At 70.4% G+C, this 12,479-nt stretch carries 11 protein-coding genes and 1 pseudogene; 6 read left to right on the top strand and 6 right to left on the bottom strand.

The genetic code is table 11. The features are described 5' to 3' along the window. Positions 1–16: 16 nt before the first annotated feature. The 6 genes and pseudogenes from ACFVWD_RS37610 to ACFVWD_RS37585 all read right to left on the bottom strand — a co-directional run. Positions 17–442 (bottom strand): annotated as a pseudogene (locus tag ACFVWD_RS37610) (cation transporter); the annotation flags it as partial. Between the two features lie 157 nt (positions 443–599). Continuing rightward, positions 600–1,472 carry an acyl-CoA thioesterase II gene (tesB, locus tag ACFVWD_RS37605; protein ID WP_389602519.1) on the bottom strand — a complete coding sequence of 291 codons (873 nt, stop codon included), beginning with the start codon at positions 1,470–1,472 and terminating at the stop codon, positions 600–602. Between the two features lie 47 nt (positions 1,473–1,519). After that, complete coding sequence (locus tag ACFVWD_RS37600) at positions 1,520–2,677, bottom strand: acyl-CoA dehydrogenase family protein (RefSeq protein ID WP_389602518.1); 1,158 nt, start codon at positions 2,675–2,677, stop codon at positions 1,520–1,522. Positions 2,678–2,936: 259 nt separating this feature from the next. Next, entirely contained in the window at positions 2,937–3,116 is a 180-nt protein-coding gene (locus ACFVWD_RS37595) for a hypothetical protein (RefSeq protein ID WP_389602517.1), read from the bottom strand. A gap of 36 nt (positions 3,117–3,152) precedes the next feature. Next, complete coding sequence (locus tag ACFVWD_RS37590; protein ID WP_389602516.1) at positions 3,153–3,314, bottom strand: hypothetical protein; 162 nt, start codon at positions 3,312–3,314, stop codon at positions 3,153–3,155. A gap of 67 nt (positions 3,315–3,381) precedes the next feature. Continuing rightward, a complete protein-coding gene (locus ACFVWD_RS37585; protein WP_067380873.1) occupies positions 3,382–3,984 on the bottom strand; it encodes a TetR/AcrR family transcriptional regulator in 603 nt (200 codons plus the stop codon). A 98-nt stretch (positions 3,985–4,082) separates the two neighbouring features. Between ACFVWD_RS37585 and ACFVWD_RS37580 the strand changes: the two genes are divergently transcribed. The 6 genes from ACFVWD_RS37580 (at position 4,083) to ACFVWD_RS37555 (ending at position 12,463) form a co-directional block, all read left to right on the top strand. Beyond that, a complete protein-coding gene (locus ACFVWD_RS37580; RefSeq protein ID WP_389602515.1) occupies positions 4,083–5,699 on the top strand; it encodes a carboxyl transferase domain-containing protein in 1,617 nt (538 codons plus the stop codon). Positions 5,700–5,713: 14 nt separating this feature from the next. Continuing rightward, positions 5,714–7,672 (top strand): acetyl-CoA carboxylase biotin carboxylase subunit, encoded by a 1,959-nt coding sequence (locus ACFVWD_RS37575; RefSeq protein ID WP_389602514.1) that lies wholly within the window; start codon positions 5,714–5,716, stop codon positions 7,670–7,672. Further along, complete coding sequence (locus tag ACFVWD_RS37570; RefSeq protein ID WP_389602513.1) at positions 7,669–8,625, top strand: hydroxymethylglutaryl-CoA lyase; 957 nt, start codon at positions 7,669–7,671, stop codon at positions 8,623–8,625. Before ACFVWD_RS37575 ends, ACFVWD_RS37570 begins: the two co-directional genes overlap by 4 nt. Positions 8,626–8,636: 11 nt before the next feature. Continuing rightward, positions 8,637–9,797, top strand: a complete 1,161-nt coding sequence (locus ACFVWD_RS37565; protein ID WP_075029291.1) for an acyl-CoA dehydrogenase family protein — start codon at positions 8,637–8,639, stop codon at positions 9,795–9,797. Positions 9,798–10,147: 350 nt separating this feature from the next. Continuing rightward, positions 10,148–11,278 carry a tannase/feruloyl esterase family alpha/beta hydrolase gene (locus tag ACFVWD_RS37560; RefSeq protein ID WP_389602512.1) on the top strand — a complete coding sequence of 377 codons (1,131 nt, stop codon included), beginning with the start codon at positions 10,148–10,150 and terminating at the stop codon, positions 11,276–11,278. Between the two features lie 138 nt (positions 11,279–11,416). Beyond that, entirely contained in the window at positions 11,417–12,463 is a 1,047-nt protein-coding gene (locus tag ACFVWD_RS37555; RefSeq protein WP_389602511.1) for an ABC transporter substrate-binding protein, read from the top strand. The last annotated feature ends 16 nt before the right edge of the window (positions 12,464–12,479 follow it).

Below are 12,479 nucleotides of genomic sequence, written 5' to 3'. Positions count from 1 at the left end.
GCACCCCGGGTCGCCCTCACGGCCAAGGGTTCAGTCCCTCGTGGCGGCGCTGGGCGTACCCCGGTGTCGGGTCGAGGTACACCCGGCTCACCACGTCCAGTACGGCCTCGACGTGCTCCACGGCGAGCAGTTCGGCCCGGATCCGCTCCCGCATCGGCTTGGGGAGGGGGCGGCCGATCAGCAGCTCGGCGTTGGAGCGGCCGAGGACCCAGGCGACGTACAGCAGCAGGAGACCGATGCAGAGAGACGCGACGCCGTCCCAGACGCCGGAGCCGGTGAGCTGTCCGCCGAGCAGGCCGCCCGCCGCGAGGACGAGGCCGATCAGAGCGGCCGAGTCCTCCAGGACCACGGCCTTCACGGCGGTGTCCGGGGTGTACCGGAGGTAGCGCTTGAAGGGCGCCCCCATACGCTCCACTCCCCCGCGCGCCTGTTGGACACCCGTGATCGGCGAAGACGCCGCCGAGAAAGTCACGGCGGCGAACATCGCCGAGCATCGTCCAGATTTGGCGCCCTCCCCGTTCCAACGGAACGGAGATTCTGGTCCGCGCCGACCAACGGCGCCACCGCGGGTTCCTTTCTCTACGGTCCGCCCGCGCAGCTCACCTCGGCACCCGGACCACACCCTCCTGGATCACCGAAATGGCCAGCCGTCCGTCCTGGGTGTAGATGCGGGCCTGGCCGAGGCCGCGGCCTCCGGAGGCGGACGGCGACTCCTGGTCGTACAGCAGCCATTCGTCGGCGCGGAAGGGGCGGTGGAACCACATCGCGTGGTCCAGCGAGGCCCCGACGACGTCCCCGGTCACCCAGCCACCGCGCCCGTGCGCGAGCAGGATCGAGTCGAGGAGCGTCATGTCGGAGACATAGGTGGCGAGGACGACGTGCAGGAGGGGATCGTCGGACAGCTTGCCGTTCGTGCGGAACCACACCTGGGAGTGCGGTTCGCGGGTCTCGCCGACCGTGCCGTACGGAGGCGCGTCGACGTAACGCAGGTCGACGGACTCACGCGCTTCGAGGAGCCGTTCGACGACGACGGGGTCCTTGATGACATCGGCGTACAGCGGCAGCAGTTCGGCGGCCGTGGGCAGCGTCTCGGGGTCGGGCGCGCTCGGCATCTCGGCCTGGTGCTCCATGCCCTCCTCGTACGTCTGGAAGGACGCGGAGAGGTGGAAGATCGGCTGTCCGTGCTGGATGGCGACGACGCGGCGGGTGGTGAAGGAGCGCCCGTCGCGGATGCGGTCCACCGTGTACACGATGGGCGCGCCGGGGTCCCCCGCACGCAGGAAGTACGCGTGCAGGGAGTGGGCGTGCCGGTCCTCGGGGACCGTGCGCCCGGCGGCCACCAGTGCCTGCGCCGCCACCTGCCCGCCGAAGACGCGCGGGACGACGGCGGAGCGGGACTGGCCGCGGAAGATGTCCTGCTCGATCCGCTCCAGGTCGAGCAGATCGAGCAGGGACTCAAGTGCCTGACTCATGCGTCAGTTGTACCGCGCAGTTGTTTCCGGTGATCTTTCGCGGGCCCTTACAGGCCCATGTCCTTCGCGATGATCGACTTCATGATCTCGCTGGTGCCGCCGTAGATACGGTTGACGCGGTTGTCCGCGTACAGGCGGGCGATCGGGTACTCGTTCATGAAGCCGTAGCCGCCGTGCAGCTGGAGGCAGCGGTCGATGACGCGGTGCGCGACCTCGGTGGCGAACAGCTTGGCGCTGGCCGCCTCGGCGGGGGTCAGCTCACCGGCGTCCAGGGCCTCGGTGGCCCGGTCGACGACGGCCTCGGCCGCGTCCACCTCGGCCTGGCAGGCGGCCAGTTCGAACTTGGTGTTCTGGAAGGCGGCGACGGGCTGGCCGAAGACGACCCGCTCCTGCACGTACTGCTTGGCGAACCGGACGGCGGCCTTGGCCTGGGCGTACGCGCCGAAGGCGATGCCCCAACGCTCGGAGGCGAGGTTGTGACCGAGGTAGTAGAAGCCCTTGTTCTCTTCGCCGAGGAGGTCCTCGACCGGGACCTTCACGTCGACGAACGCCAGCTCGGCGGTGTCGGAGGTCTTCAGGCCGAGCTTGTCGAGCTTGCGGCCCACCGAGTAGCCCTCGGCCTTGGTGTCCACCACGAAGAGGGAGATGCCGTGGCGCCGGTCCTCCTTGGTGGCCGCGGAGGTGCGGGCGCAGACGATCATGCGGTCGGCGTGCACGCCACCCGTGATGAAGGTCTTGGCGCCGTTGAGGACGTAGTGCGTGCCGTCCTCGGAGAGCTTCGCGGTGGTCTTCATGCCCGCGAGGTCGGAGCCGGTGCCCGGCTCGGTCATCGCGATGGCCCACATCTCCTCGCCGGAGACGAACTTCGGCAGGAAGCGCTTCTTCTGCTCGTCGGTGGCGAGCAGCTTGATGTAGGGCAGGCCGAGCAGCACGTGCACACCGGAGCCGCCGAAGGAGACACCCGCGCGGGCGGTCTCCTCGTACAGGACGGCCTCGAACTTGTACGAGTCGATGCCGGCGCCGCCGTGCTCCTCGTCCACGCGGATGCCGAAGACGCCGAGCTCGGCGAGCTTGTAGTAGAAGTCGCGCGGCGCCTGGCCCGCGGCGAACCACTCGTCGTAGACGGGAACGACCTCGGCCTCTATGAAGGCCCGCAGGGTCTCCCGGAACGCCTCGTGATCCTCGTTGAACACCGTACGGCGCACCGCCGGCCCCTCTCTGCGCCTGAACCGGCGCCGCTCTCGCGGATGTGGTCGCTCGCCGTCGGGGCTGCTCAATGGATGGCTGCGGTCCCTTGGCTAAGCGCTTGCTCAGATGCCAGGTTACCCGTCGGTCACGACGACCGTCCAGAGTCATCGGCCGCCCTCCCCCATGACGCTCGTCACGCCCGCTCCGGCCCGGCCGGCCCGGCCGGGCGAGAACGCGCGAAGGTCGTCAGCCCGTCCCACGATCGCGAATCACGGATCAACGCGCCCAAGGACCCCACCACTTGGGCGGCAGTGGGTCGGCCGGTGCCGAAGTCGGCTGATCGGGATGGAGGCCGAGCCGGCGCAGGGTGTCGGCGCGCACACGGACGACGACGGTGCCGTGCCAGTGGCCGTCCGACCGGACCCCGCACATGAGGTCGATCCGGACATCGCACACGGCGAAGGGGTCCCAGTCGATGCCCCGGTCACGCAGTCAAACCGCCATCAGCCGCCCCGGCCGCGGGCGGCCGGGAACGTTCTCGAAGCGGAAGAGGGTCACCCATTCGGAAGCGGGTCCGTCCACGGCCCTGCGTCCGCCCGTGGCCGTGTGTCCGTCCACGGCCCTGCGTCCGTCCGTGGCCATATGTCCGTTCATGGTCGCCATCATGGCGCAGGGGACAGAGCCGCCGCTCGCAAAAAAACCCGAATCCGAAAAACCCGAATCAAAGAACGGCGTCCCCGGCGGCCGCCGCGAAGGCGCCCCGCGCCATCCGGTGCAGCAGGGCCGCCGTCACTCCGCGCCCCGGCAGCGCCCCGGGCCGCCCGAGGTGGGGTGTCGAGTTCAGCAGGCCGAAGACCGAGTGCACCGCCGAGCGGGCGGTGGGTTCGGTGAGGGCCGGATACACCTCGCGCACGACCTCCACCCACAGCTCGACGTACTGCCGCTGCAACTGCCGCACGAGCTTGCGGTCACTGTCGCGCAGGCGGTCCAGCTCGCGGTCGTGCAGGGTGATCAGGGGACGGTCGTCGAGCGCGAAGTCGATGTGCCCCTCGACGAGCGAGTCGAGGACCGCCTCCGCACCCCCGTCGGCCTCCGCCACCCGGCGCTTGCCGCCGGTGAGCAGCTGCCCGCTGATCCCCACCAGCAGCTCGGCAAGCATCGCGTCCTTGCCCGCGAAGTGCCGGTACAGACCGGGGCCGCTGATGCCGACCGCCGCTCCTATCTCGTCCACCCCGACGCCGTGGAAGCCGCGCTCGGCGAAGAGCCGGGCAGCCTCCTTGAGGATCTGCTCGCGTCGGGTGGGGGCGTCGGTTCTCGTGGCCATGGAAGCAATTCTAGACAGGGAGGTTAGCGGTCGTTAACCTGGATGACATGCGTTAACGCTCATTAACTGGTGGACCACTGGTGAGGGGACCGCGGGACATGCACGAAGCACCGGAGCTGACGAGCGCGGCAGATCCCGCGTCGGAGGCCTGGCGGGCCAACGAGGCGGCCCATCGCGCCCTCGGCGAGGAGCTGCGCGCCAAGCTCGCCGAGGCGCGCCTAGGCGGCGGTGAGCGGGCCCGGGAGCGCCACACCGCGCGCGGGAAGCTGCTCCCGCGCGAGCGCGTGGACACACTCCTCGACCCGGGCTCGCCCTTCCTGGAGCTGGCCCCGCTGGCCGCCCACGGGATGTACGACGGGCAGGCCCCGGCCGCGGGGGTGATCGCCGGGATCGGCAGGGTCAGCGGTCGCGAGTGCGTGATCGTCGCCAATGACGCCACCGTCAAGGGCGGCACGTACTACCCGATGACCGTGAAGAAGCACCTGCGGGCACAGGAGGTGGCACTCGAGAACCGCCTCCCCTGTGTCTATCTCGTCGACTCCGGAGGCGCCTTCCTGCCCATGCAGGACGAGGTCTTCCCGGACCGCGAGCACTTCGGACGGATCTTCTACAACCAGGCGCGGATGTCGGGGGCGGGGATCCCGCAGATCGCCGCGGTCCTCGGCTCGTGCACGGCCGGCGGCGCGTATGTCCCGGCGATGAGCGACGAGGCCGTGATCGTGCGCAATCAGGGCACGATCTTCCTCGGCGGGCCCCCCTTGGTGAAGGCCGCCACCGGCGAGGTCGTCACCGCCGAGGAGCTGGGCGGCGGCGAGGTCCACGCGCGTGTGTCGGGCGTCACCGACCACCTCGCGCAGGACGACGCGCACGCGCTGCGGATCGTACGGAACATCGCGGCCACCCTCCCCGCGCGCGGGCCCCTCCCCTGGGCGGTCGAGCAGTCCGTCGAGCCCAAGGTGGATCCGTACGGGCTGTACGGCGCGGTGCCCGTCGACTCCCGCACCCCCTACGACGTACGCGAGGTCATCGCACGCGTGGTGGACGGCTCGCGCTTCGCCGAGTTCAAGGCGGAGTTCGGGCAGACCCTGGTCACGGGCTTCGCGCGCATCCACGGACACCCGGTCGGGATCGTCGCCAACAACGGCATCCTGTTCTCCGAGTCCGCCCAGAAGGGCGCCCACTTCATCGAGCTGTGCGACCAGCGCGGCATCCCCCTGGTGTTCCTGCAGAACATCTCGGGCTTCATGGTGGGGCGCCAGTACGAGGCCGGCGGCATCGCCAAGCACGGCGCCAAGATGGTCACGGCCGTCGCCTGCACCCGCGTGCCCAAGCTGACCGTGGTGATCGGCGGTTCGTACGGCGCGGGCAACTACTCGATGTGCGGCCGGGCGTACTCGCCGCGCTTCCTGTGGATGTGGCCCGGCGCCAAGATCTCCGTGATGGGCGGCGAGCAGGCCGCGTCCGTTCTCGCGACCGTCAAGCGCGACCAGCTGGAGGCGCGCGGGGACTCCTGGCCCGCCGAGGACGAGGACGCCTTCAAGGCCCCGATCCGCGCCCAGTACGAGCGGCAGGGCAGCGCCTACTACGCGACGGCCCGTCTCTGGGACGACGGCGTGATCGACCCGCTGGAGACCCGGCAGGTGCTGGGACTCGCACTGACCGCCTGCGCCAACGCGCCACTGGGTGACCCCCAGTTCGGCGTCTTCCGGATGTGATGAGGGTGCCCGAGATGTTCGACACAGTCCTTGTGGCCAACCGGGGCGAGATCGCCGTACGCGTCATCCGCACCCTGCGCGCGCTCGGCGTCCGCTCGGTCGCCGTCTTCTCCGACGCGGACGCCGACGCCCGGCATGTGCGCGAGGCGGACACGGCGGTACGGATCGGTCCGGCGCCGGCCGCCGAGAGCTATCTGTCGGTGGAGCGGCTCCTCGAAGCCGCCGCTCGCACCGGCGCCCAGGCGGTGCACCCCGGGTACGGCTTCCTCGCCGAGAACGCCTCGTTCGCGCGCGCGTGCGCCGAGGCCGGGCTCGTCTTCATCGGCCCGCCCGCGGACGCGATCGCGCTCATGGGCGACAAGATCCGCGCCAAGGAGACGGTGAAGGCGGCCGGTGTCCCGGTCGTTCCCGGCTCGTCCGGCAGTGGGCTCACGGACGCGGAACTCGGCGAGGCCGCACGCGAGATCGGCATGCCCGTGCTGCTCAAGCCGTCGGCTGGCGGTGGCGGCAAGGGCATGCGGCTGGTGCGGGACGCATCGGCGCTGGGCGACGAGATCGCCGCGGCCCGCCGCGAGGCCCGCGCCTCCTTCGGTGACGACACCCTCCTCGTCGAGCGCTGGGTCGACCGCCCCCGGCACATCGAGATCCAGGTCCTGGCCGACGGCCACGGCAACGTCGTCCACCTGGGCGAGCGCGAGTGCTCCCTCCAGCGCCGCCACCAGAAGATCATCGAAGAGGCGCCGAGCGTGCTCCTCGACGCCGGCACCCGCGCCGCGATGGGCGAGGCGGCGGTCCAGGCGGCCCGCTCCTGCGGGTACGAGGGCGCGGGCACGGTCGAGTTCATCGTCCCCGGCTCCGACCCGTCGTCGTACTACTTCATGGAGATGAACACCCGCCTCCAGGTGGAGCACCCGGTCACCGAACTGGTCACGGGGCTCGACCTGGTGGAGTGGCAGCTGCGGGTCGCCGCGGGCGAGCGACTGCCCTACGGGCAGGAGGACATCACCCTCACCGGGCACGCGGTGGAGGCACGCATCTGCGCCGAGGACCCCGCACGCGGCTTCCTGCCGTCCGGCGGCACGGTCCTCGCCCTGCACGAACCCCAGGGCGACGGCGTGCGCACCGACTCGGGGCTGAGCGAGGGCACGGAGGTCGGTTCGCTCTACGACCCGATGCTGTCCAAGGTGATCGTGTACGGGCCCGACCGCGCGACCGCGCTGCGGAAGCTGCGCGCCGCCCTCGCCGAGACGGTCACGCTCGGCGTGCAGACCAACGCCGGGTTCCTGCGACGTCTGCTGGCCCATCCGGCGGTGGTGGCGGGAGACCTCGACACCGGGCTGGTGGAGCGGGAGGCGGAAGGGCTGCTCTCCGGCTGCGGTGACGTACCGGAGGAGGTGTACGACGCCGCTGCCGCGGTACGGCTGTCGTCGCTGGCCCCGGCGGAGGGCGGCTGGACCGACCCCTTCTCGGTGCCCAGCGGTTGGCGCCTGGGCGGCGAGCCCGCACCCGTGGTCTTCCACCTGCGCGCGCCGGGACTCGAACCCGTCGCTCACCGTCCGCGAGGCACGAGAACCGTCACCCCCGGCCAGGTCTCCGTCACCCTCGACGGCGTACGCCACACCTTCCACCGCGCCGGCGACTGGATCGGCCGCGAGGGTGACGCCTGGCATGTGCGCGACCACGACCCCGTGGCCGCCGCCCTCACCGGCGCGGCACACGCCGGGATGGACTCGCTCACCGCGCCCATGCCCGGCACGGTGACCGTCGTGAAGGTGGCCGTGGGCGACGAAGTGATCGCGGGACAGAGTCTGTTGGTGGTCGAGGCGATGAAGATGGAGCACGTCGTCTCCGCCCCGCACGCCGGGACCGTCAGCGAGCTGGACGTCACTCCGGGCACCACGGTCGCCATGGACCAGGTGCTGGCCGTGATCACGCCGTACGAGGAGACGACACCGTACGAGGAGACGACATGAGCACCCCCGAACTCGGCCTCCCCATGGTCGTACCGGCCCCGGACCTGCCCGCGCGGGTGCGGATCTACGAGGTCGGCGCGCGCGACGGGCTGCAGAACGAGAAGGCGACCGTGCCGACGGAGGTGAAGGCCGAGTTCGTCCGGCGCCTCGCGGACTCGGGGCTGACCACCATCGAGGCCACCAGCTTCGTCCACCCCAAGTGGGTGCCCCAGCTGGCGGACGCGGAGCAGCTGTTCCCGCTCGTGAGCGACCTGGGCAGGTCCTCGGGGGTGCACCTTCCGGTCCTCGTGCCCAACGAACGGGGTCTGGACCGGGCGCTGGCCCTCGGCGCCCGCCATGTCGCCCTGTTCGCCAGCGCGACGGAGTCCTTCGCGAAGGCGAACCTCAACCGGACCGTCGACGAGTCCCTGGCCATGTTCGAGCCGGTGGTGTCCCGGGCCAAGGCGGACAAGGTGCACGTCCGCAGCTATATCTCGATGTGTTTCGGCGACCCCTGGGAGGGGCCAGTCCCCATCCACCAGGTCGTACGCGTCTGCAAAACCCTGATGGACATGGGCTGCGACGAGCTGAGCCTCGGCGACACGATCGGCGTGGCGACGCCGGGTCATGTGCAGACCCTCCTCGCCGAGCTGAACGAGGAGGGCGTGCCGACCAGCGTGCTCGGTGTGCACTTCCACGACACCTACGGCCAGGCGCTCGCCAACACCCTGGCCGCCCTCCAGCACGGCGTCACCACCGTCGACGCCTCCGCGGGAGGCCTCGGCGGCTGTCCCTACGCCAAGTCCGCCACCGGCAACCTCGCCACCGAAGACCTCGTATGGATGCTCCAGGGCCTCGGCATCGACACCGGTGTCGACCTCGCCCGCCTCACCGCCACCAGCGTGTGGATGGCCGAGCGACTGGGCCGACCCAGCCCGTCCCGCACGGTCAAAGCCCTCTCCCACAAGGAATGATCCCCATGTCCCTGGACCACCGCCTCTCCCCCGAACTCGAAGAACTCCGCCGCACGGTCGAGGAGTTCGCACACGACGTCGTGGCCCCGAAGATCGGCGACTTCTACGAGCGGCACGAGTTCCCGTACGAGATCGTGCGGGAGATGGGCCGCATGGGCCTGTTCGGACTGCCCTTCCCCGAGGAGTACGGCGGCATGGGCGGCGACTACCTCGCCCTGGGGATCGCCCTGGAGGAGCTCGCCCGCGTCGACTCCTCCGTCGCCATCACCCTGGAGGCCGGCGTCTCGCTCGGCGCGATGCCGATCCACCTCTTCGGCACGGAGGCCCAGAAGCGGGAGTGGCTCCCCCGCCTCTGCTCCGGCGAGATCCTCGGCGCCTTCGGCCTGACGGAGCCGGACGGCGGCTCGGACGCGGGCGCGACCCGCACGACCGCCCGCCTCGACCCGGACACGAACGAATGGGTGATCAACGGCAGCAAGTGCTTCATCACCAACTCCGGCACGGACATCACGGGCCTGGTCACGGTCACCGCGGTCACCGGCCGGGGGCCCGGCGGCAAGCCGCTGATCTCCGCGATCATCGTCCCGTCCGGCACCCCCGGCTTCACGGTCGCCGCCCCGTACTCGAAGGTCGGCTGGAACGCCTCCGACACCCGTGAGCTGTCCTTCGCCGACGTCCGCGTCCCGGCAGCGAACCTGCTCGGCGAGGAGGGCCGCGGCTACGCCCAGTTCCTGCGCATCCTGGACGAGGGCCGCATCGCCATCGCGGCCCTGGCGACCGGCCTCGCGCAGGGCTGTGTCGACGAGTCGGTGAAGTACGCCAAGGAGCGGCACGCGTTCGGACGCCCGATCGGCGCGAACCAGGCCATCCAGTTCAAGATCGCCGACATGGAGATGAAGGCCCACATGGCCCGCGTCGGCTGGCGCGACGCCGCGTCCCGCCTCGTCGCGGGCGAGCCCTTCAAGAAGGAGGCGGCGGTCGCCAAGCTCTACTCCTCCACCATCGCCGTCGACAACGCCCGCGACGCCACCCAGGTCCACGGCGGCTACGGCTTCATGAACGAGTACCCGGTGGCCCGCATGTGGCGCGACTCCAAGATCCTGGAGATCGGCGAGGGCACGAGCGAGGTACAGCGGATGCTGATCGCGAGGGAGCTGGGGCTGACGGGCTGACGGGCTGACGGGCTGACGGGCTGACGGGCTGACGCCAGGCGTTCATACGCCGATGGTGGAAATGGATTGCCGAGCCGCCACCCCATCACCGCCCACCTCGAACCACAGCAGCTTCCCGGCACCCCGCCCCAGGACATCGTCGCCGAGCGACCAGCCGCCCCACGAGTCCGCGCATTCCTGCACGAGGAGCAGCCCTCGCCCACCGCCGGCGTCCGCCGGAACACGGGAGCGACCCGACTGCCAGGCGGCTGGTCGAAGGGCGCCGGGATGTACGGGCTGCTGTCCCACACTCCCACCCGTAACCGCCCGCCTCCCAACGCGGTCAACCGCAGGGAGGCGGGCCCTTGCGTGTGCCGGTACGCATTGGTGACCAATTCGGACGTCAACAACTCGACCACGTCGAGGACGTCGCGCAGACCATGCCCGTGGAGTGCGGCACGCACGGTCATCCGTGCGACGCGTGCGGCGCGGGGGTCAGGGGGCAGTCGAAGGGCGTACACCTCGGCGGCGGCCCGGCCACGATCACCACCGCCGACCTCGCGGACCTGCACGCGGCCGTGCTCAAGGGCTGCGGCGCTCCCGCGGACGGGATCATCGCCGACCCGCTGAGCTGTACTTGGGATCCGGCGGCCATCCGGTGCGAGGCCGGGCAGACCTCCACGAGCGACGACTACTGCCTGACCGCGGATCAGGTCGCCACCCTGCGCCGGATCTACGCGGGACCGACCGACGAGAACGGCAAGCTGCTGTACCCGGGTTACCAGTTGCGCGGCTCCGAGCTGAACTGGGCCGGGATCATCACGTCGGCCACGGCCACCGGCGCCTCCGGCGACATCAGCTTCGTCCGCGAGACCCTCCGGTACCAGATCTTCGACAGCCCGCAGCCGACCCTGACGTACAAGGACGTCAAGTTCACCGCGGCCTACTACAAGAAGGTCATGGCGCCGGGCGAGGGCATGTACGACGCGACCGACCCGGACCTGAAGTCCTTCAAGGCGGCCGGCGGCAAGCTGATCCTCTGGCACGGCCTGGGCGACCAGCACATCCCGGCGGTCGGAACCATGGCGTACTACAAGGCGGTTGAGAAGGTCATGGGGGGCAGTGCGGCCACGCAAGGCTTCGCCCGGCTGTTCCTGCTCCCCGGCGTCGCGCACTGCGGCGGCGGCCAGGGCCCGGACACCTTCGACGCGCTGACCGCGATGACCGACTGGGTCACCATGGGTGAGGCCCCGAGCAGTCTGACGACCAGGTCCGTGGACAGCGGCGGCAACACCACCGCCACCCGCCCCGTCCATCCCTTCCCCTACGTCGCCAAGAACACCACGGGCGGCCCGGCGAACGACGTGGGCAGTTACACGCCCGTCAGGTCCACCGCCGAGGCCAACCTGGCGCTGAACCGGCTCGGTTCCTTTCGCTCCGGCTACGAGACCGTCGGCAACTGGGTGCACGGCGAGTGGGTGGTGTCCAAGGGCAAGGCCTGACCGCCCGATCGGCACACGGGCGACCCACAGGTCCGGGCGGACGGCGCCCGCCCTCTGGACAAGTGGTGAGGTTAGGCTAACCTACCTTCGAACTTGTCCGGCGGGCGCTACCGCCCCGTGCCGAAAGCAGCCACACACATGTCCAACGCCCGTGCCACCCACCTCACCCGACGCGGCATCCTCGCCGCCGGCGGCGCCCTCGGTCTCGGTGCCGTTCTCGCCGCCTGTGGCGACGAGGACGGCAAAAGCGGTGGCTCGGAGTCGACGAAGGCCGCCGCCAAGTCCGGTCCCTGGACCTTCAAGGACGACCGCGCCACGACGGTGAAGCTGGACAGGATCCCGGCGAGCATCGTCGCCTTCACCGGTGTCGCCGCCGCCCTCTACGACTACGGCATCGAGGTCAAGGGCGTCTTCGGCCCGACCACGACCAAGGACGGCAAGGCCGACGTCCAGGCCGGCGACATGGACGTCAGCAAGCTGACCGTCCTCGGCAACGAGTGGGGCCAGTTCAACATCGAGAAGTACGCGACCCTCGCGCCCGACGTGCTGATCTCCACCATGTTCGACTCCGCGGGCACCCTCTGGTACGTCCCCGAGGAGTCCAAGGCGAAGATCCTCAAGCTCGCCCCGAGCGTCGGCATCTCCGTCTACGACCGCCAGATGCCCGTGTCGCTGCAGCGCATGCTCGCGCTCGCCGTGTCGCTGGGTGCCGACGAGAAGTCCGCCAAGATCGCCGAGGCGAAGAAGAAGTTCGAGACGGCCGCCGAGCGGCTGCGCACCGCGGCCAAGGCCCGCCCCGAGATCAAGGTGCTCGCCGGTTCCGCGAGCCAGGACATCTTCTACGTCTCCGGCTCGAACCTCTCCATCGACCTGGAGTACTTCAAGGCACTCGGCGTGAACATCGTCGAGCCCTCCGCCAAGGCCCTGAAGGCCAGCGGCGGCTGGTTCGAGAACCTGAGCTGGGAGAACGTCGACAAGTACCCGGCGGACATCATCATCATGGACGACCGCAGCGCGACCATCCAGCCGGCCGACATCACCGAGGCCACCTGGAAGAAGCTGCCCGCCGTCAAGGCCGGCCAGGTCATCGCCCGCTCCCCCGAGCCGATCGTGTCGTACGACAAGTGCACCCCGCTCCTCGACAACCTCGCCGAGGCGATCGAGAAGGCCAAGAAGGTCGCCTGACACCCCCTGACGTGAC

The organism is Streptomyces sp. NPDC058086 (assembly GCF_042885015.1).
Classification (GTDB): domain Bacteria; phylum Actinomycetota; class Actinomycetes; order Streptomycetales; family Streptomycetaceae; genus Streptomyces.
Note: the sequence above shows the minus strand (reverse complement) of the source record. Positions and strands in the feature narration are given on the sequence as shown.